A 20085-nucleotide genomic window follows, 5' to 3' on the forward strand; every position below is an offset into this window, starting at 1 on the left:
GAACCGGTACCGGTCAAATCCGCTTCTTCGCGCCGGCGTTGCCGACGGAGCCGCCGACCGACCGCTTGGCCGCCGCGTGGTCGTTGCCGGGCTTGTCGGCCGCCGGCTTGGCGGCGGAGGCCGCCTTGGCCTGCTCGCGGGCCGGAAGCTCGATGTTGACCTCCAGCGTCGAGCAGTCGCCGCCGCGGTCGAGCTTCACCTCGACCTTGTTCTCGTCGATGTTGACGTACTTGGCGATGACCGCCAGCAGCTCCTGCTGGAGCATCGGCAGATAGTCGGGACCGCTGCGCCCGGCGCGCTCGTGCGCCATGACGATCTGCAGCCGCTCCTTGGCCTGCACCGCCGATGCCCGCGGGGCCGCGCGGAAGAAGTTGAAGATGCTCATGCGCTCCTCCGCAGGAGCCGGCTGAACAGGCCCTTCTTCTGGGGGGTGACGAAGCGGTGGTCGATGTCCTCGCCGAGGAAGCGGCCGACCGCGTCGGAGTAGGCCAGCCCGGCGTTGGACGCCTCGTCGAGGATCACCGGCATGCCGACGTTGGAGGCGCGCAGCACCGCCTGGCTTTCCGGGATGACGCCGAGCAGCGGGATCGCCAGGATCTCCAGCACGTCGTCCACCTTCAGCATCTCGCCCTTCTCGACGCGCTCCGGGTCGTAGCGGGTCAGCAGGAGCTGCTGGGTCACCGGTTCCAGCCCCTGCTCGGCCCGGCGGGACCGCGAGTTCAGCACGCCGAGGATGCGGTCGCTGTCGCGCACCGACGACACCTCGGGGTTGGTGACGATGATGGCGTGGTCGGCGAAATAGAGCGACATCAGCGCGCCGCGCTCGATGCCGGCCGGGCTGTCGCACAGGATGTAGTCGAACTCCTTCGACAGCTCGTTCAGCACCTTCTCCACCCCCTCGCGGGTCAGCGCGTCCTTGTCGCGCGTCTGCGAGGTCGGGAGGATGTACAGGTTCTCGATCCGCTTGTCCTTGATGAGGGCCTGGTTCAGCTTCGCTTCGCCATTGATGACGTTGATGAAGTCGAAGACGACCCGGCGCTCGCAGCCCATCACGAGGTCGAGGTTGCGCAGACCCACGTCGAAGTCGATGACGACCGTCTTGAAGCCGCGAAGCGCCAGCCCGGTCGCAAAGGCCGCGGACGAGGTCGTCTTGCCGACACCGCCCTTGCCGGAGGTCATGACGATGATCTTGCTCAACGGAGCCTCTCCCATAATCCCAAAGTTGCCGTCACCGATACGATAGAAATTCCGGGGATTGCCGCCCCCGGAGAAGACCCTGTCGCTCGAACCCTTAGACGCCCTTCAGCAACTCCATGCTCAGCACGCCCTCGCGCAGGAAAATCTGCACGGCTTTCTTGTGGAAGTCACTGCCAATGTCTTCACTAACCCGATAGTTGCCTGCGACGGATAGCAGCTCCGCCTCCAGGCTGTGGCAGAAGATGCGGGCGTTGGGATCGCCGGAGAAGCCGGCGAGCGCCCGCCCGCGCAGTGCGCCATACACATGGATGTTGCCGTCGGCCAGCAGCTCCGCCCCCGGGGAAACCGAGCTGGCGACGATCAGGTCGGTCTTCTCGGCATAGACCCGCATGCCGGAGCGGACCGGCTCGGTCACCATCACCGCCGGGCGGTGCACCACCTCGATCAGCACCTGGGGCGCCGCCACCGCCGCCCCGCCGGAGGCCGCACCGGAGCCCGGCTGCTCGCCGGCCCGCGGGTCGGGGGCCTTCACCACCTCTTCCAGCCGGGCGGCGCGGCCCGAGGGCATCGGCGTCAGCCCGACGGCCATCGCCGCCTCGCGCACGCTCTGCGGCCCGCCCTGGAAGCCCACCGGCAGCAGGTGCTGCGCCCTGACCTGCGCCACGAAGGCGCCGAGATCGAAGACGACGGACTCCGGCAGGTCGTCGAAGTCCAGCACCACCGGCGCGTTGCGGAAGAAGTTCGGTGCCTGGCGCACCTTGACGTTCAGCAGGGTAAAGAAATCCGGAGATGCCGGGGCGAAGACCTTCAGCACCATCATGGTGAAGGAATTGCCACGCAACTGGAACGGCACATCCCGTTCGGCGACCTGACTGGCGCTGCTCACCGTAGCCTTCCCGTTCGTTCCCGCCGTCCCATCTGCCGGGCGTCCGCGACGCGCGGCCCGATCGTGCGGATGCCGCACGCGAGCACACACCCGCGGCCCGGACCCGCCGGAGGGCCGTCGGCCCCCGACGCCGGCATCTTGGTCAGCCAATCCGCGCCTTCTAGCCGTCAGCGCCGCTCGCTTTCAAGACTTTCCCGGTATGCCCAGGTGACAATCGAAAGCCAAGCCGTCCATCCCCAGCACCCCCTTCCCATGCCGCCGCGACCCGGCCACCGGATAAGGCGGCGAGGTGCGGGCACCGGCCGGAGCCGGCCGGCCGCATGCGGTCGTCCCGCACCGGGCACGGCGGTCGCGACAGGCACGACCGTCGACGGCGGCGACGGGCCGGAGAGCGATGGGAACGGGTTGCAGCGAAACGTCCGATTTCCCCCAAGGACGGTCATAGTAATGAATGCCGCCGATAGCGGCAAAACCTTTCGGGGGTATCGGCCGGAAGGCCAGCGACCGGACGCCGGCGCCTCTGCGAAAAGGGTTACCATCGCCGCTCCATCGGGATTCCTGCGGCACCCCCACCACATCTGGTATGAATATTTTGCGTCGGACGCAATTCTGCCTGACGGCGGACGTTATCACCGGTACAGTCGTGTTGCGTGGCCTCCATCGACGATGAGGTTCTCTTGCACCTTGTTCCGCCCTCCGGGACCCGCCTGCCCCACCCCGACCGCTCCGGCACCATCCGGCCAGCGAGCGGCGGCCCGGGAAGCGGACTCGGGCGTGGCGGCACCCCGTGCGCGAGCCCGCATCGCCGGCCCGCACCGGCACATCCGGTTCCGGCACAGCGCCCGGCGGCAGCCCTGACCCACTTCCAGCCATGCGGCCGATCGAGCCTCCCCCTGCGGGAGGCTTTTTTTGTGCCCGGAACCGGCGCCACCCCCATCCTTCAAGGAGATGCGACATGGCCAAGCGTTCGAGCAAAGGCATCGCCACGGCGGACGACTCCACCGTCCACCCGCTGTTTCCGGGCGTCGGGGGCCCTGCCGCCTACGGCTGGGATCCGCTCGGGAACGATGATCGCCGCGACCAGAGCTATCTCCGCAAAGTCAAGCCGCAGAACCCGAACCAGAAGCTGCTGATGGAGGCGATCCGCACCCACAACCTGGTGCTGGCTCTCGGTCCGGCCGGCACCGGCAAGACCTACCTCGCCATCTCCTCGGCGGTGGAGGCGCTGGAGTCGGGCAGCGTCGACCGCATCGTCCTGTCGCGCCCGGCCATCGAGGCCGGCGAGAGCATCGGCTACCTGCCGGGCGACCTGCACGAGAAGATGGCGCCCTTCCTGCGCCCGCTCTACGACGCGCTGACCGACCGGCTGGGGTCGAAGCGGCTGCGCACCATGATGGCCGACGGCACCATCGAGATCGCGCCGGTCGGCTTCATGCGCGGCCGGACCCTGAACAACGCCTTCGTCGTGATCGACGAGGCGCAGAACTGCACCTATGCCCAGATCAAGATGCTGCTGACCCGGCTGGGCTGGCATTCCACCATGGTGCTGACCGGCGACCCCGACCAGACCGACCTGCTGGACAACCTGTCGGGACTGGCCGACATCGCCCGCCGGCTGGAGGCGGTCGAGGGCATCGCGGTCATGCGGCTCGACGAGAAGGACATCGTCCGCCACCCGCTGGTCGCCAGCATGCTCACCGTCCTGTGACCGGCACGGGGGTGGCGCCCCGGCGCCGCCCCCTCCGGCCCCGTCTCCCGCCCTGCCTCCGGCGGGTTTCACCGCCTCCCGGTCCGGGACGGGATGGGATGGGACCGCTGCGGGACCACACCGTTTTATGGTTGCAAAAATGACATTCATTTAAACAGAAAATCGGCATGACCGGCATTCCGCCTTGACGGCGATTCCCGCCCCGGCAAAGGTCCCCACGAAATCCAGGGGCATCAGCGCCCCGCGGGGGGAGGGGGCGTCGTCATGTTCGAACGCATCAGCATCAGGGGGAAGATCGGGCTGATCCTGGCGGCGGCTGGGGCCGGGCTGGTCCTGCTGGCCGCGGTCAGCCTGCTGGGCCTGCGCGCGGAAATGATGGGCGACCGCCGGGACAAGACGCGCACGGTGGTGGAGGTGGCCCACGGCCTGCTGGCCCATTTCGAGGCGCAGGAACGCTCCGGCGCGCTGAACCGGGAAGCGGCGCAGAGGGCGGCGAAGGATGCGCTGAAGGCGCTGCGCCACAACGGCGGCGAATACTTCTTCCTCACCGACCTGACGCCGCGCATGGTCATGCACCCGATCAAGCCGGAGCTGGACGGCAGCGACGTGTCGCGGACCGCCGACCCCGACGGCAAGCGGCTGTTCGCGGAGTTCGTACGGGTGGTGAAGGCCGACGGGGCCGGCTTCGTCGACTATCTCTGGCCGAAGCCGGACACGGCCCGGCCGGTCGCCAAGCTGTCCTACGTCATGGGATTCGCGCCCTGGGGCTGGCTGATCGGCTCCGGCATCTACATCGACGACGTGGAGGACGCGTTCCGGGCGGCGGCGCTGCGGCTGGCCGGCATCGGGCTCGGCATCGGGCTGGCGGCCGTCCTGCTGGCGTTCCTGGTCAGCCGCGCCATCGTCCGGCCGCTTGGCGCGCTCGGCGGCGCCATGCAGGCGCTGGCCGGCGGCGACAGCGCCGCCACGGTGCCCGGCACCGCGCGCGGCGACGAGATCGGCGCCATGGCGCGCACCGTCGAGGTCTTCCGGGTGCAGCAGATCGACCTCGCCCGCCACTGGGAGCGGCAGAGGATCGAGCACCGGGTGGCCGGGCAGCGCGCCAACGCGATGCAGCGGCTGACCGGCCGCTTCGAGGCCACAGTGGCTGAGACGATCCGCACCGTCGGCAGCGCCGTCGGAACGTTGGAGTCGACCGCCCGCAGCCTGTCGGCCACCGCCGATCGCAACCGCCGCGACGCCGCCCGTGTCGCCGGCGCCTCGCAGCAGGCCACCACCAACGTGCAGACGGTGGCGGCGGCGGCCGAGCAGCTCACCGGGTCCATCGCGGTGATCGGCGAGCAGGTGGTGACCTCGTCGGCCATCTCGACCGAGGCCGTCGAAGCCTCGCAGCGCGCCGGCGCCCGGATCGACGGGCTGGGCAGTGCCGCCCGCCGGATCGGCGAGGTGGCGGACCTGATCGCCGGCATCGCCGGCCAGACCAACCTGCTGGCCCTCAACGCGACCATCGAGGCGGCGCGCGCCGGCGAGATGGGAAAAGGCTTCGCCGTCGTCGCGGGCGAGGTGAAGCAGCTCGCCGGCCAGACCGCCAGGGCGACCGAGGAGATCGTCCAGCACATCGCCGACGTGCAGGCGGCGACCGGCGCCGCCGTGAGCGCCATCCGCGAGATCGGATCGGTCGTGGCCCGCGGCGACGAGATCGGCACCTCGATCGCCGCCGCCGTCCAGCAGCAGGGGGCCGCGACCGGCGAGATCGCCCGCAGCGCCGGCGAGGCGGCGGAGGGAACCCGGCAGGTTTCCAGCAGCATCGACGCGGTGTCGGACGCGGCGCGGGAGACCGAACGCTCGGCCGGCGCGCTGCTCGATGCCGCCGCCGCCCTGTCCCGGCAGGCGGACGGCCTGCACGGCATGGTCGACGCCTTCCTGCTCAACGTCGCCGCGATCAACGCCGCGCCGATCGCTGCCCTCCATGCGGGATCGCCGGATGCCGTCAGCGGCGACGGGAGCGGCGATGGCGAAGCCGGCCGGGACATGGTCATGGCCTGGAGCGACGGCCTCGCGGTCGGCGAGGAGGAAATCGACACCGACCGCATGATCCTGATGGCCTTGCTGAACGACGCAACCGCCCAAGCCCGCAAGGCCGGAGCGCAAGGCGCCGATGGGCAGGGGGCGGGGCCGGGCGACCGGCCGCTCGGCGAGGCGGTCCACCGGCTGCTCGCCTACACGGCCCTGCATCTGGAGCGGGACGAGCGGCGGATGGCGGACTGCAGCCACCCGGATCTTCCCGTCCGCAAGTCCCGGAACGAGGCGCTGCGCCGGCAAACCGACGCGTTGCGGCGGCGGCTGGAGGCCGGTCAGCCGGTGGCGCGCGAACTGCTGGCGCTGGTCCGCGCCTGGCTGAGCGACGAGGTGCAGCAGCCGGGCCGGACGCCGGACGCCAAGGCCGCCTGACCCGCCCCCCGGCTCCCCATGCCCTCGGCTCCTCTTGCCCTCGCCTCCCCGATCCCGGCCTCCGGACCGCGGCGTCATCGCCCTCCACCCTTGACCTCGGCGGCGGACGGCCCCATTCCTGGGGCACCATGAACACACGCCTCCTGCGCATCGCCGCCGCCTCCGCCGTCGCCATCGCCGTCTCCGCCGGGATCGCCTGGTGGCAGGTCGAGCATGCGGCCTCCACCGTCGAAAGCGGCACCAGGACGGCGGTGCCGATCGGCGGCCCCTTCACCCTGACCGACAACCAGGGGAGGACGGTCACCGACGCCGATTTCCGCGGCAAGTACATGCTGATCTATTTCGGTTACACCTACTGCCCGGACGTCTGCCCGACCGAACTGGGGGTGATGACGCAGGCGCTCGACCAACTCGGCCCGAAGGCCGAAACCGTGCAGCCGGTCTTCATCACGGTCGACCCGGAACGCGACACCGTGCCGCACATGAAGGACTATGTCGCGCTGTTCCACCCGCGGCTGGTCGGGCTGACCGGCACCCCGGATCAGGTCAGGGACGCCGCCCGCGCCTACCGCGTGTATTACGCCAAGGCGCCGCAGAAGGACGCCAAGCCCGACGAGTACCTGATGGACCATTCCAGCTTCATCTACCTGATGGGGCCGGACGGCAAATTCGTCGGCGTGTATCCCGGCGGCACCAGCGCAGACAAAATCGCCCAGGATCTGGCCGGCCGGATCGCCGGCTGACGGGCCCGAATGCAGTCCAAACGGTCCGGAAAAGCCCGAAAAGAGGTCATACCACCGGGTTTTTCCGCAGACTGGAGCGGAACAACGCGCCGCAGCGCGGCAAAATCCACGACACTTCCTTTCTTCTTCATTGTTTTCAATGACTTATCCTGAAGGTTTTGCGACTTGACAGGGTAACGCCCCACCCGTATGGTCTCGCCGCTTTCGCATGGCTGCGAGCCAAGCGTGATTGAGAGGCGGAATGAACAACAAAACGCCCCCCGATCCCTTGGAAGACCTCGAAGCCCGGTTGCGCAAGGCGCGTGAGGGACAACGCGGCTGGTCCGGCGGACCCGGTAGCAAATACCACCGTCCGCCGCAGGGCGCCCTCGCGACGGCTTGGCGCATCGGGACGGAGCTTGTCGCGGCCATGATCGTCGGCGTCGGCGGCGGGCTCCTGCTCGACCGCTGGCTCGGCACCGCGCCCTGGGGATTGATCGTCATGTTCTTCCTGGGGGCTGCGGCGGGAGTGCTGAACGTCTACCGGGCCGTCACGGGCTTCGGAATCGCCGCCGGCTACCGCCGGCCCACTGGGGACGACAACGAGCGCCAAGACGGCGACGCACACTGAGCGAGGACGACCTTGGATCCGCTGCACCAGTTCCAAATCCACTCATTGTTTCAGATCGTGCTCGGCGGCTACGACGTCTCCTTCACGAACTCGGCCTTCTTCATGGTCGTGGCCGTGGCGGCGATCTACGCCCTGCTGGTCATGGGCATGGCGAACAAGTCGATGGTCCCCGGCCGCCTGCAGTCGCTGGCCGAGATGTTCTACGAATTCGTCGCGAACCTGGTGCGCGACAACGCCGGGCACGATGCCCGGCCCTATTTCCCGTTCGTGTTCTCGATCTTCATGTTCGTCCTGATCGGCAACATGATCGGCATGATCCCCTACACCTTCACCTTCACCAGCCACATCATCGTGACCTTCGCGCTGGCTGCGACGGTGTTCGTGTTCGTGACCCTGCTGGCCCTGATGAAGCACGGCCTGCACTTCTTCTCCTTCTTCATGCCGCATGGCGCTCCGATCGCGCTCGCCCCGATCCTCATCCCGATCGAGGTGATCTCCTACGTGATGCGCCCCGTCAGCCTCTCGATCCGACTGTTCGCCAACATGATGGCCGGTCATACGATGCTGAAGGTTTTCGCCGGCTTTACGGTTATGATGATCAGCGGTCTCGGCGCGCTGGGCTTCGTCACCGGCCTGATCCCGCTGGCCATCAACGTCGCGTTGACCGGCTTCGAGTTCCTGGTCGCGTTCCTGCAAGCGTACGTCTTCTCGATCCTGACCTGCCTGTACATCCGCGACGCCCTGGAACTGCACTGACGCGGTTCCGGCGGCCGAAACGGACGACCACACGTCATCGCCTCAACAAACGTTCACACTTACCTAGAGGAATGAGTACCATGGAAGCTGAAGCCGCCAAGTTCATCGGTGCCGGTCTGGCCGTTATCGCCCTCGCCGGCGTCGGTCTGGGTATCGGCAACATCTTCTCGACGCTCATCGGCTCGATCGCCCGCAACCCGGCCGTCCAGCCGAAGGTCTTCCCGATCGGCATTCTGGGCTTCGCGCTGACGGAAGCCGTCGCGCTGTTCGCCCTGCTGATCGCCTTCCTGATCCTGTTCGCCTAAGGCCAGAGCGGCTTTTAAAAAAACAGCTCTGACGCGGCGCCGGGCTTCTAGCGAAGTTTCGGCGCCGCTCCTTTGCCTAGGGGGACCGATCATGCCGAACCTGTTGGCCAAAGGCCGGCTGGCCCGCTGGTCGGGAGTGGCGGGCGCTTCGCTCGTCACCCTCACCACGATGGCCGGCACCGTCCTGGCAGCCGCGGCGGAGCACGCTCCGAACGCAGCCGCTGGCGGCGAGCACGCTTCCGGCGGCCTGCCGCAGCTCAATCCCGCCAATTTCCCGACCCAGATCTTCTGGCTGGCTCTGACCTTCGGCGTTCTCTACTACCTCATGTCCAAGAAGGCGCTCCCGCGCGTGGCCGAGGTTCTGGAGGCGCGGCAGGAGCGCATTTCGCGCGACCTCGCCAAGGCCGCCCAGCTCAAGGAGCAGGCCGAGGCCATCCTGGCCCAGGTCGAGAAGTCCCTCGCCGGCGCCCGCAGCGAGGCCCAGACCCTGATCAGTCAGGCCAGCGCCGACATCGAGGCGAACAACCACGCCCGCCAGTCCACGCTGAACGCCGACATCGCCGAGCGGCTGAAGACCGCGGAGGCGTCGATCGCCGCCGCCAAGGACGAGGCCCTGGCCAACATCCGCACCGCCTCGACCGAGATCGTCCGCGACATCACCGGCCGCCTGGCCGGCGTCGAGGTCGAGCCGGCCCAGGCGGATGCGGCGGTCGCAGCCGTGCTTGAGGAGCGCCGGGGATGAACGCACCTGAATTCTGGGTCCTCATCGCCTTCGTGATCTTCGTGGCCTTGGTGTGGAAGAAGGCTTCGGCCGCCATCGGCACCCTGCTGGACGGCCGGGCCGAGAAGATCCGCGCCGAGCTGGACGAGGCCGAGCGCCTGCACAAGGACGCCCAGGCCCTGCTGAACGGCTACCAGCGCCGGATGGCCGACGCGCAGAAGGAAGCCGAGGCCGTTCTGGCCCACGCCCGCGAGGAGGCCGAGCGCCTGCGCGCCCAGGCCGGCACCGACCTCGAGGCGTCGCTGAAGCGCCGCGAGGCGCAGGCCATGGACCGCATCGCCCAGGCGGAAGCCGCGGCGCTGGCAGAGGTTCGCAACCTGACGGTGGATGTCGCCATCGGCGCCAGCCGCCGCGTGCTGGCCGGCGGCCTGCCGCCGGCGCAGGCTGCCAAGCTGATCGAGCAGTCGATCGGCGAGCTGCCCAAGCATCTGCACTGACCGGGCTCCGCAACGATCGTCCCGGCGATTGTTGCGGCCCGCAGGACGGACTTTCGAGAAACCCCGGCCTAGGCGCCGGGGTTTTTCTTTGGTCGAATGGAGGCTCCCCGCCCTCCCCTCCCGGCCGGAGTCCGTCCGCCCATGTCCGTTTCGCCCATCCCCCTTCCGCCCGCCCCCGCTGCCGTCTTCCCCTCGGTGTTCGTGTCCCACGGCGCCCCGACGCTGACGCTGGAGACCAGCGCCGGCCGCGACTTCCTGGCCGGGCTCGGCGAGCGGCTCGGCAGGCCGAGCGCCATCCTGGCGGTGTCGGCGCACTGGACCACCCGCTCCGCCGCGGTCTCCGGGGCCGTCGCGCCGGAGACCATCCATGACTTCTACGGCTTCCCCGACGCGCTCTACCGCTTGCGCTACCCGGCCCCCGGCGCCCCCGCCCTTGCCGAACGGGTCGCAGCCCTGACCGGGGCCGCCATCGATCCGTCCCAGGGGCTCGACCATGGCGCCTGGGTGCCGCTGATGCTGATGTATCCGCAGGCCGACATCCCGGTCGCCCAGCTTTCGGTGATGCCGGGGCGCAGCGCCGCCGAGCACGTGGCGCTCGGCCGCAAGCTGGAGGCGCTGCGGCGGGAGGGGGTGCTGGTCCTCGGAAGCGGCGGCGCCGTCCACAACCTGCGCGAATTCCGCTTCGGCGGCACCGGTGCCGCGTCCTGGGCGACCGGCTTCGCCGGCTGGCTGGACGCGGCGCTGGAGGCCGGCGATGCCGAGGCGGTCGGCAATTGGCTGACCGCCAGTCCCGACGCCCGCCGGGCCCATCCGACCGACGAGCATTTCCTGCCGTTGCCGGTGGCGCTCGGGGCCGCCGGGCCGTCGCCGCGGACGGAACGGCTGCATGCCGGGTTCGAGCACGGCAGCCTCGGCATGCACGCCTATGCCTTCACCGGCGGGGCATCCGCCTGATCTTTGGCGGTACTCCGTCGCACAGTTGCCTGTTTGCCTGGGGAGATAGCCAAGCTACAATCCGCGCGCGCGGCGTCCGGCCTGCCCGGCCATGGAACCCTCTTGCGGGACGACCCCGCGCGCGATCGGCCGGGCGACGTTACGAGCGGGAGTCGGTGTGAAGCGGAGCGGCATTCTGGCCCGGGCAAGCCGACGGCCCCGACTGCACGACATGAGCCTGTCGGTGCGGGTGAGCGCCGGCTTCGGCGTCGCGCTCGCCCTCGTCGCGGTGCTGGCGCTGGTCGGGCTCGGCTGGTTTGGTGCGGTGTCCCGCGACATCGGCGCCTTCTCCGGCCGGGCGGACCTGTCGCAGGCCGCGGCCGACGCCGACGTCAGCCTGCGCGACCTGGAGGTCGCGGTGCGCGACCATCTCACCTATGGCGACGACCAGAGCCTGCTCGACGCCTCATGGCGGCACGACACGCTGACCGAGCGGCTCGACACCCTGTCCAAGGGCGTGGTGGAGACCGCCGACCGCCAGGCGGTCGACAAGGCGCGGTCGTCGCTGGGAGACTACTGGGCGGCGGTCCAGAAGGTCGTCACGCTGCGCGGCGAGCGCATTGCCCGACAGACGACGGTGCTGGAGCCGCTGGTCGGCCGGATCCGCGAGGCGCTCGACCATCTGAAGAGCGCCGGCGGCGTCGATTCGGCGGCACTCGCCGGCGATGCGGCGATCGCCGTGCTGCTGATGCAGGACCATCTGACCCGCTTCATCGACCGCCGCGACCCGCAGGACGCCGAGGCGATGCGGACCCGGCTCGCCGACGCCGGCGGCAAGCTGGCGGAGATGAACCGCTATCTCTGGGTGCCCGGCACCCGCCAGGCGATCGACGAGGTGACGGCGCTGCTCTCCAGGGCCGGCGACGTCCTGTCGGCGATCGAGGCGGCGGTGGCCGAGGAGGACACCCTGCGCGCCGAGGCGATGGCCGCCAACGCCGCCGGGATCGCCGCCAACCTCGGCGAGATCCGCCGCCATGCCGAGGCCCGGACCCAGTCGCTGCGCGGGACGCTGGCCGACGGGTTGTCGGGCTACACCCGCGTCGCGCTGTGGATCGGCGGCCTCGTGTTGATGGCCGGGCTTGTCGCGCTGTGGCTGGTCCAGCGCAGCGTCGCCCGGCCGGTACGCGGCATGGCGGCGGCGGTGTCGGCGCTGGCCGCCGGCCGCACCGACGTCGCGCTGCCCGCCCTGTCCGGCACCGACGAGATCGCCGCCATGGCCCGGGCGGTCGAGGCGCTGCGGAGCAGCACCGAGGCGAGCGAGCGCCAGCGCCGGGAGGCCGAGGTCGAGCAGTCGCGGCTGATCCGCGAGAAGGCGCTGGCCGAAGCCGCCAGCCGGACCAAGAGCGATTTCCTGGTCAACATGGGCCAGGACCTGCACGGACCGCTGACCGAGATCGTCAATGCCAGCCAGAGCCTGATGACCGAGTTGCACCGGCTGGGCGTCGACGAGTTGGCGACCGACGTCGAGCATATCCAGTGGACGGGCGAGCAGCTCACCACGCTGGTGGACGCCATCCTCGACTACGCCAAGGTCGAGGCCGGGGCCATGGACGTCTGCCTGCAGGACTTCGACGTCAACCGCCTGCTGACCGAGGCGCGCGAGCGGTCGATGCCCGCCGCCGACCTCTACGGCGACAGCCTGGAGCTGGCGGCGCCGGCCGGGCTGGGGCAGATGCATTCCGACTTCACCAAGGTGCGCCAGATCCTGCTGAACCTGCTGGACAACGCCTGCAAGTTCACCCAGGACGGCGAGATCACGCTGTCGGCCGAGACGATGGAGCGCGACGGCGCGCGCTGGGTGCGCTTCACCGTGACCGACACCGGCCGCGGCTTCCCCACCGCGCTGACCGGCCGGCTGTTCCAGCCCTTCGTCCAGGGCGGCGCCAACGGCGCCATCGCCGGCCGCGGCCAGGGCAAGCCGCGCGGCGCCGGGCTGGGCCTGACGCTGGTCGGTCATTACACCGCCATGCTGGGCGGCGACATCGAGGTGGCCAGCGAGCCCAGCAAGGGCACCCGCATCGCCGTCGCCCTGCCCGCCGTCTACGAGCCGCCGGCGGCGGACCGACCGCTGCAGCTCGAGCCGGTCGGCGACGCCAAGCCGCTGCTGCGCGTCGCCTCGCTGACGCCTGGCGGCCATCTCGCCACGCGCTCGGCGATCACGCAGATCGCGCCGTAGGCATCGGGACCGGAGCCGCCCGCCGCCGCTCAGTGGCGCGGCCGGGCGGTATCCTCGGGCGCATCGCCGTCGTCGACGGGCTGGCCGTACTTCATCCGCCGCATCTTCTCGGCCACCCGCGCGATCTCCTCCGGCGGCAGGATCACCGGCTCGCCGAACTGCTGGGCGTAGAGATACTGGCGGGCCAGCGTCTCCACCTCAACCGCCAGGGCGAGCGCCTGGCCAACGCCGACGCCGAGCACGATCATGCCATGATTGGCGAGCAGGCAGGCCAGCCGTCCGTCCAGCGCCGCCAGCGCATGGTCGGACAGCTCCTGGGTGCCGAAGGTGGCATAGGAGGCGCAACGGATCGACTCGCCGCCGGCCAGCGCCACCATGTAGTGGAAGGCCGGGATGCCGCGGCCATGCACGGCCAGTGCGGTGGCGAAGGTGGGATGGGCATGCAGCACGACCGAGACGTCGGGCCGCGCCCGCAGGATGTCGCGATGGATGCGCCATTCCGAGGAGGGCCGGCGGTCGCCGAGATAGGTGCCGTCGAAGCCCATCTCGACGATGTCGGCGGGCGTCATGGCGTCGTAGGCCATGCTGGTCGGCGTGACCAGGAAGCCGTCCCCGGCCCGGTGCGACAGGTTGCCCGACATGCCCTGGTTGATGCCCAGCCGGTTCATGGCGAGGCAGCCGTCGATCACGGCCTGGCGTTCGGCTGGATGGGAGACCATGGGGTCGCTTCCGGGATGGTGGACGCCGCCAGGGGGCCACAGGGCCGGGTGGGGCGTCAAGGCGGATGCGGGACCAATCCCCCCTCTCTAGCCCTCCCCCGCTTTGCGGGAGAGGGGACTGCCGCCGCACCCCGACAAAGCTCCTGCCCCCTACTCCGCCGGCGTCCCGTGATGATGACCGGGCTTTTCGCCGGTGACCTCCTCGACCCACAGCGAATGGTGCTCGCGCGCCCATTGCAGTTCGACCTGACCGTCGCCCATCGCGGCGAAGGCGCCCTCCATGCCGATGGAGCCGATGTAGATGTGCGCCAGGATGATGGCGATCATCACGATGGCGATGGCGGCATGGGCGAGCTGGTAGAGCTGCATCTCCTCCAGCGTGGCGAAGCTGAAGGGGAAGACGAGCTGCACCCCGGTGAAGCCCAGCGCCGCGCCGCCGACGACGGTCGACCAGAAGATGATCTTCTGGCCGCCGTTGAACTTGTGCGCCGGCGGGTGGACGCCCTTGGAGAACAGGCCGCCGGCCTTCAGGAACCAGGTCAGGTCGTGCCGGCTGGGGATGTTGTGCCCGACCCACAGCACGAAGGTCAGCACCACCCCGAGGATGAAGGCGAAGCCGAGGAAATTGTGCGCCAGCTTGCCGTAATGGGTGAGCGCGGCGAAGGGTTGCGGCCCGATCAGCGGCAGCAGCGTGTGCCGGCCGTAGAGCAGGTTCAGCCCCGACACCGCCAGCACGACGAAGCTGCCGGCCGTCAGCCAGTGCACGCCGCGCTCGAAGGCGTTGAAGCGCTGGATGGTGCGGCCGGTCTTGCGGCCGTCGATGCGGATGCGCCCGCGCACCAGGAAGAACAGCGCCAGCAGCGCCAGGATGCCGCCGAGCGCCCAGACGCCGTAGTCGCTGAGCGGGCCATTGCGCACGGCACGCCACGCCTCGCCCTCCGACTGGATCAGCACGCCGGCTTGCCGGTTGGGGATGGAGACGGTGCCCCGCTCGCCCAGCCGGATGCCGTGCCAGGTCTCGCCCCTGCTCTGCCCCGGGATCTGGGTCGGCACCGGCGGCGCGTCCCGATCCATTGGCCGATCCATTGGCCGGTCCACCTGCAGGTCGGCCTGCGGTGCCGCCTCGTTGCCCAGCCGGATGTTCGGCTGGGCGGCGGCCGGCAGCGCCGCGCCACCGGCGACGGCGGCCAGCACCAGGGCGGCCAGAATGGTCCTCAGACCTGCCATGCTCCTGCCTCCCCCCTCAGACGCGCTGGCGGGCGGTGCGCTGCTGCAGCGCCCGCACCTGCTCGGGCGTCAGCGGCGTGTCCGCCGCCCCCTGGTAGACACCCTTGTCCAGATGGACCGGGCGCGGCGCCCCATCCTCCTGGCAGGCCGACAGCAGGGCGAGCAGCCCCATGGCCGCCCCGAGCCGCGGCAGCACGCTGCGGTTCACCGTCACAGCCCCTGCTTTTGCAGCGGCGCCGTCCCCGGCGCGCCGCCGGTCCCCTGGAAGACGGCACCGCCGGGCTGGCCGCGGTCGGCCGGCTCGCCCTTCGTCTGGTAGGCGGTGCCCCAGCCCCAGGCGCCGGAGCCGAAACCGCGGGCGACGACGCGCTCGCGGTAGATGTCCGACACCTTGTCGGCGTCGCCGGCCAGCAGCGCCTTGGTCGAGCACATCTCGGCGCAGAGCGGCAGCTTGCCTTCGGCCAGACGGTTGCGGCCGTACTTCCTGAACTCGGCCTCCGAATTGTCGGCCTCGGGGCCGCCGGAGCAGAAGGTGCATTTGTCCATCTTGCCGCGGCTGCCGAAATTGCCGGCCTGCGGATATTGCGGCGCGCCGAAGGGACAGGCGTAGAAGCAATAGCCGCAGCCGATGCACAGATCCTTGTTGTGCAGGACCACGCCCTCGGCCGTCTGGTAGAAGCAGTCGACCGGGCAGACCGCCTTGCAGGGCGCGTCGGAGCAGTGCATGCAGGCGACCGAGATCGTCCGCTCGCCGGGCTTGCCGTCGTTGATGGTCACCACCCGGCGGCGGTTGATGCCCCAGGGGATCTCATGCTCGTTCTTGCAGGCGGTCACGCAGGCGTTGCACTCGATGCAGCGCTCGGCGTCGCACAGGAATTTCATCCGGGCCATGGTTCGAACTCCCGCGCGTCAGGCCGCCTCGATGCGGCATAGGGTGGTCTTGGTTTCCTGCATCTGGGTCACGGAGTCGTAGCCGTAGGTCGTCGCCGTGTTGGCCGCCTCGCCCAGGACGATCGGGTCGGCGCCGGCCGGGTACTTGGACCGCAGATCCTGGCCCTGGTACATGCCGCCGAAATGAAAGGGCATGAAGGCCACGCCGCGGCCGACCCGCTCGGTCAGCATCGCCTTGACCTTTACCCGGCCCTTCTCCGGCCCCTCGACCCACACCATCTGGCCGTCCTTGACGCCGGCGTTGTGGGCGTCGAAGGGGTTGAGCTCGACGAACATCTCCTGCTGCAGCTCGGCCAGCCAGGGGTTGGAGCGCGTCTCGTCGCCGCCGCCCTCATACTCGACCAAGCGGCCGGAGGTGAGGATGATCGGGTACTCCTTGGAGACGTCGCGGTCCTGGATCGACTTGTAGAGCGTCGGCACGCGCCAGGACTTGGTGTCCTTGTAGGTCGGGTAGCTGGCGACGAGGTCGCGGCGCGGGGTGTAGAGCGGCTCGCGGTGGATCGGAACCGGGTCGGGGAAGTTCCAGGCGACGCAGCGCGCCTTGGCGTTGCCCGGCGGGTTCAGGCCGTGCCTGATCGCCACGCGCTGGATGCCGCCGGAGAGGTCGGTGGTCCAGGAAACGGCACCGACCTTGTCGCCGCCGATCTGCTGGATGACCGCCAGTTCCTCGGCCGTCAGGTCCTTGTCGAAGCCCAGCTTCTGGAGCATCGCCATGGTGACCTCGGGATAGCCGTCGCGGATCTCCGAGCCTTGCGGGTAGGAGCCCTCGGCCAGCAGCGTCACGCCGTTGCGCTCGACGCCGAAGCGGGCGCGGAAGGCGCCGCCGCCCTCGGCCACCGGCAGCGACGGGTCGTAGAGGTTGGCGGTGCCGGGATGCTTCATCTCCGGCGTACCCCAGCAGGGCCAGGGCAGGCCGAAATAGTCGCCGTCGCACGGGCCGCCGACGGCCCGCAGCGTGGTGCGGTCGAAGGTCGCCTGGTGCTGCATGTGCAGCTTCAGGCGCTCCGGCGACTGGCCGGTGTAGCCGACCGCCCACATGCCGCGGTTCCACTCGCGGGTCAGATCCTCGATCACCGGCTCGTTGCCGTTGAGCTTGACGCCGTTGAGCATCTCCTCGGCGAAGCCGAACTTCTTCGCGAAGAGATACATGATCTCGTGGTCGGGTTTGGATTCGAACAGCGGCTCGACGATCTTCTCGCGCCACTGGACCGAGCGGTTCGACGCGGTGGCAGAGCCCGAGGTTTCGAACTGGGTCGCCGCCGGCAGCAGGTAGAAGTCGTTCTTGCGGTCCGGCAGCACCGCCGTCATCGTCGGATAGGGGTCGACGACGACCAGCAGTTCCAGCGTCTCCATCGCCTTCTTCATGTCGGGCAGGCGGACCTGGCTGTTGGGCGCGTGGCCCCAGAAGACCATGCCCTTCACCGGGTTGGGCTGGTCCATGTTCTCCTTGGCTTCCAGGACGCCGTCGAACCAGCGCGACACCGGGATGCCGGTGCGCTCCATCAGCTCCTTGGAGCCGAAGCGCTTCAGCAGGCTGTCGTAGGGAACGTTCCAGACGCGGGCCCAGTGGCGCCAGGCGCCCTCGGCCAGCCCGTAATAGCCGGGCAGGCTGTCGGAGGTGACGCCGAAGTCGGTGGCGCCCTGCACGTTGTCGTGGCCGCGGAAGATGTTGGTGCCGCCGCCGGACATGCCGATGTTGCCGAGCGCCAGTTGCAGCACGCAGTAGGCGCGGGTGTTGTTGTTGCCGATGTGGTGCTGCGTGCCGCCCATGCACCAGACCAGCGTGCCGGGACGGTTGGAGGCCAGCGTGCGGGCGACGCGCTTCAACTGCGAGCCCGGAACGCCGGTGACGCGCTCGACCTCCTCGGGCGTCCATTTGGCGACCTCGGCACGGATCTCGTCCATGCCGTAGACGCGCTTGGCGATGTAGTCCTTGTCCTCCCAGCCGTTCTCGAAGACGTGCCAGAGGATGCCCCAGACCAGCGCCACGTCGGTGCCGGGACGGAAGCGGATGTATTCGTCGGCGTGGGCGGCGGTGCGGGTGAAGCGCGGGTCGGCGACGATCAGCGGCGCGTTGTTCTGCTCCTTCGCCTTCAGCACATGCATCATGGCGACGGGATGCGCCTCGGCGGCGTTGGAGCCGATGAAGAACAGCGCCCGCGACTTCTGGATGTCGTTGTAGCTGTTCGTCATGGCGCCATAGCCCCAGACGTTCGCAACGCCGGCCACGGTGGTGGAGTGGCAGATGCGCGCCTGGTGGTCGACGTTGTTGGTGCCCCAGAAGGCGGCGAACTTGCGGAACAGGTAGGCCTGCTCGTTGCTGTGCTTGGCCGAGCCGAGCCAGAACACCGAATCCGGCCCGGATTTCTCGCGGATCGCCAGCAGCTTGTTGCCGACCTCGTCGATCGCCTGGTCCCAGGAAATCCGGGTCCACTTGCCGTCGACCATCTTCATCGGATAGCGCAGGCGGCGCTCGCCATGGGCATGCTCGCGCACCGAGGCGCCCTTGGCGCAGTGCGAGCCCAGGTTGATCGGGCTGTCGAAGGCGGGCTCCTGCCCGATCCAGACGCCGTTCTGCACCTCGGCGACCACCGTGCAGCCGACCGAGCAGTGGGTGCAGACCGACTTGACCTGCCTGACCGGGGCACCGGCCGCCGCCGCCGTGGCGGCCTCCGCCTTCTTCACCATGCCGAAGGGCATGGTGGAGGCGAGCGCCGCGCCGCCGGCGGCGATGCCGGACGCGCGCAGGAAGGCGCGACGGTCGACCGTCAATCCCGTGGCGGTGGCCAGCGTCTGCGTGAGCGCGCGGGTGAGATGGCGGCCGCCGGAGGTGGCCGAGCTCTTCTTGATCAGCATCGGGGCGTTCCTCTTAGAAGCGGCTCACTTCGTAGACCTTCCGCACATGGTCGGTCTCGCGGTAGCCCGTGGTCTGGGGTTCGGCCGGGGCGGCTTCCGCCTCGGGCACGGCGGCGACGGTGCCGGCGACTGCCGCGCCCAGCGCCCCGGCACCGAGCCCGGCGACGCGGAACAGGTCGCGCCGGGCCAGGGTCCCGTCCTTGCCGGCCGGGCCCTTGTCTCGTTCATCGTTGGCTTTGACCGCGTTCCGCGTCATGGCTCCGCTCCTCACCTTTACGCCGCAAGGTCGAAGGCGCGCGCCTCGACCGCCAGGAAAGCCCGTCCGACTGCGCCGACCGCCCGGTAGAAGCGGGCCGACGGCGAGGTCTCCAAATCCGCGAAGAACCGCCCGGCCCAGGAGCCGACATGGCGGTCGTAAAAGGCCCGCTGCCCGTCCAACCCGACGGCACCGTCGCCGAACTCCCCGCCGATCAGGCCGGCCATCATCTCGCACAGGGCGGCGATGTGGTCCTCCGGCTCCGTCACGGTATCGGCGCGCGCGATCCCCAGCCGCGCCATGTCGGCGCGCAGGTCGGCCAGCGGCTTTTCGTTGAGGAAGCCGGTCAGGTAGTAGGAGCCGTAGGGCGTGCGCTCGCTGCCGCCGACGCCGATGAACAGGGTGGTGAACTCATCCTCCACCGCGGCCGGGTCACTGCCGCGCGCCGCCTCGGCGAGCCGGTCGAGGGCGGTACCGAACTCGCCGCCTTCCCCTGCCAGCCCGCCCAGCGCCGCCAGCAGTCCGGCATCGGGCGCACGCGCCAGCAGGCGCGCCAGCAGCGTGTAGATCTGCGCGCGCAGATGCTCCTCTTCCGCCACGGGCGGCTGGACATTGTGATCAACGACGGCCCTGGACACGCGCCGCGAACTCCTCTCGGACACAGGACAAGGGTATCGGCGCCAGCGGATCACCGCGCACCGTCCGGGCCCCGGCCCTTGGCTTCCTCTTTTGATGCACCTGCGGAAAGCCATTGCCTTTCAGTGGCTTAGCAATGCAGGGCCGGATTATAGAAAAGCCGAACACATCCTTTTGTCAACCAAGGACGTACCCGGAAAGGGGGCCAAGCTAAACTTTATAGTGGCGCTATGCCGACAGCGCCAGAGCGCCCCTTGCTTTTGAACGGGTACGGGTTGCTGCGGCGATATGCCGCACTTCTAGGCAGGGTTTGCGGCGAGCTGGACGGGGGGTAGGCGGGTTGCCCCCTCCTAACCTCCCCCGCTGGGCGGGGGAGGGACTGCCGCCGAACGCTGAC

The 20085-nt window shown here is 69.6% G+C and carries 20 protein-coding genes; 10 read left to right on the forward strand and 10 right to left on the reverse strand.

From position 1 onward, the window contains the following. Positions 1-13: 13 nt before the first annotated feature. The 3 genes from minE to minC form a co-directional block, all read right to left on the reverse strand. Positions 14-385 (reverse strand): cell division topological specificity factor MinE, encoded by a 372-nt coding sequence (minE, locus tag J2850_RS04290; protein WP_209979088.1) that lies wholly within the window; start codon positions 383-385, stop codon positions 14-16. Beyond that, positions 382-1197: a septum site-determining protein MinD gene (gene minD, locus J2850_RS04295; protein ID WP_209979090.1), complete on the reverse strand. Its 816-nt coding sequence runs from the start codon at positions 1195-1197 to the stop codon at positions 382-384. Before minD ends, minE begins: the two co-directional genes overlap by 4 nt. A gap of 94 nt (positions 1198-1291) precedes the next feature. Beyond that, a complete protein-coding gene (minC, locus tag J2850_RS04300; protein WP_209979093.1) occupies positions 1292-2083 on the reverse strand; it encodes a septum site-determining protein MinC in 792 nt (263 codons plus the stop codon). A 955-nt stretch (positions 2084-3038) separates the two neighbouring features. Here minC and J2850_RS04305 point away from each other — a divergent pair. The 10 genes from J2850_RS04305 (at position 3039) to J2850_RS04350 (ending at position 13043) form a co-directional block, all read left to right on the forward strand. After that, on the forward strand, positions 3039-3791 hold the full coding sequence (locus J2850_RS04305; RefSeq protein ID WP_209979094.1) for a PhoH family protein: 753 nt from the start codon (positions 3039-3041) through the stop codon (positions 3789-3791). 264 nt (positions 3792-4055) lie between these two features. Next, entirely contained in the window at positions 4056-6242 is a 2187-nt protein-coding gene (locus J2850_RS04310; protein WP_209979096.1) for a cache domain-containing protein, read from the forward strand. Positions 6243-6370: 128 nt separating this feature from the next. Then, on the forward strand, positions 6371-6985 hold the full coding sequence (locus J2850_RS04315; RefSeq protein ID WP_209979098.1) for an SCO family protein: 615 nt from the start codon (positions 6371-6373) through the stop codon (positions 6983-6985). 241 nt (positions 6986-7226) lie between these two features. After that, positions 7227-7595 carry an AtpZ/AtpI family protein gene (locus J2850_RS04320; RefSeq protein ID WP_209979100.1) on the forward strand — a complete coding sequence of 123 codons (369 nt, stop codon included), beginning with the start codon at positions 7227-7229 and terminating at the stop codon, positions 7593-7595. 12 nt (positions 7596-7607) lie between these two features. Further along, positions 7608-8351: a F0F1 ATP synthase subunit A gene (locus tag J2850_RS04325; protein WP_209979102.1), complete on the forward strand. Its 744-nt coding sequence runs from the start codon at positions 7608-7610 to the stop codon at positions 8349-8351. An 80-nt stretch (positions 8352-8431) separates the two neighbouring features. Next, on the forward strand, positions 8432-8656 hold the full coding sequence (locus J2850_RS04330; RefSeq protein WP_045581937.1) for an ATP synthase subunit C family protein: 225 nt from the start codon (positions 8432-8434) through the stop codon (positions 8654-8656). A 91-nt stretch (positions 8657-8747) separates the two neighbouring features. Next, entirely contained in the window at positions 8748-9398 is a 651-nt protein-coding gene (locus J2850_RS04335) for a F0F1 ATP synthase subunit B family protein (protein ID WP_209979104.1), read from the forward strand. Then, positions 9395-9874 carry a F0F1 ATP synthase subunit B family protein gene (locus J2850_RS04340; protein WP_209979107.1) on the forward strand — a complete coding sequence of 160 codons (480 nt, stop codon included), beginning with the start codon at positions 9395-9397 and terminating at the stop codon, positions 9872-9874. Before J2850_RS04335 ends, J2850_RS04340 begins: the two co-directional genes overlap by 4 nt. A gap of 141 nt (positions 9875-10015) precedes the next feature. Next, positions 10016-10828 carry a DODA-type extradiol aromatic ring-opening family dioxygenase gene (locus J2850_RS04345; RefSeq protein WP_209979108.1) on the forward strand — a complete coding sequence of 271 codons (813 nt, stop codon included), beginning with the start codon at positions 10016-10018 and terminating at the stop codon, positions 10826-10828. Between the two features lie 211 nt (positions 10829-11039). Beyond that, the gene (locus J2850_RS04350) at positions 11040-13043 is read left to right on the forward strand and encodes a sensor histidine kinase (RefSeq protein WP_246512790.1); all 2004 of its coding nucleotides are present in this window, start codon (positions 11040-11042) and stop codon (positions 13041-13043) included. A 29-nt stretch (positions 13044-13072) separates the two neighbouring features. Here the strand turns inward: J2850_RS04350 and J2850_RS04355 are convergent, their stop codons facing one another. From J2850_RS04355 to J2850_RS04385, 7 genes are all read right to left on the reverse strand, one after another. Next, positions 13073-13762 carry a class II aldolase/adducin family protein gene (locus J2850_RS04355; RefSeq protein WP_209979112.1) on the reverse strand — a complete coding sequence of 230 codons (690 nt, stop codon included), beginning with the start codon at positions 13760-13762 and terminating at the stop codon, positions 13073-13075. Between the two features lie 150 nt (positions 13763-13912). Next, a complete protein-coding gene (locus J2850_RS04360) occupies positions 13913-14989 on the reverse strand; it encodes a formate dehydrogenase subunit gamma (protein WP_209979114.1) in 1077 nt (358 codons plus the stop codon). 16 nt (positions 14990-15005) lie between these two features. After that, positions 15006-15197 carry a hypothetical protein gene (locus tag J2850_RS04365; protein WP_209979116.1) on the reverse strand — a complete coding sequence of 64 codons (192 nt, stop codon included), beginning with the start codon at positions 15195-15197 and terminating at the stop codon, positions 15006-15008. A gap of 2 nt (positions 15198-15199) precedes the next feature. After that, entirely contained in the window at positions 15200-15880 is a 681-nt protein-coding gene (fdh3B, locus tag J2850_RS04370) for a formate dehydrogenase FDH3 subunit beta (RefSeq protein WP_209979118.1), read from the reverse strand. Positions 15881-15898: 18 nt separating this feature from the next. Continuing rightward, positions 15899-18796, reverse strand: a complete 2898-nt coding sequence (locus J2850_RS04375) for a formate dehydrogenase subunit alpha (protein ID WP_209979120.1) — start codon at positions 18794-18796, stop codon at positions 15899-15901. Between the two features lie 13 nt (positions 18797-18809). Then, a complete protein-coding gene (locus J2850_RS04380; RefSeq protein ID WP_246512791.1) occupies positions 18810-19052 on the reverse strand; it encodes a formate dehydrogenase in 243 nt (80 codons plus the stop codon). 17 nt (positions 19053-19069) lie between these two features. Further along, the gene (locus tag J2850_RS04385) at positions 19070-19690 is read right to left on the reverse strand and encodes a TorD/DmsD family molecular chaperone (RefSeq protein ID WP_209979122.1); all 621 of its coding nucleotides are present in this window, start codon (positions 19688-19690) and stop codon (positions 19070-19072) included. Positions 19691-20085: the final 395 nt, after the last annotated feature.

It is taken from the genome of Azospirillum picis, assembly GCF_017876115.1.
Classification (GTDB): domain Bacteria; phylum Pseudomonadota; class Alphaproteobacteria; order Azospirillales; family Azospirillaceae; genus Azospirillum; species Azospirillum picis.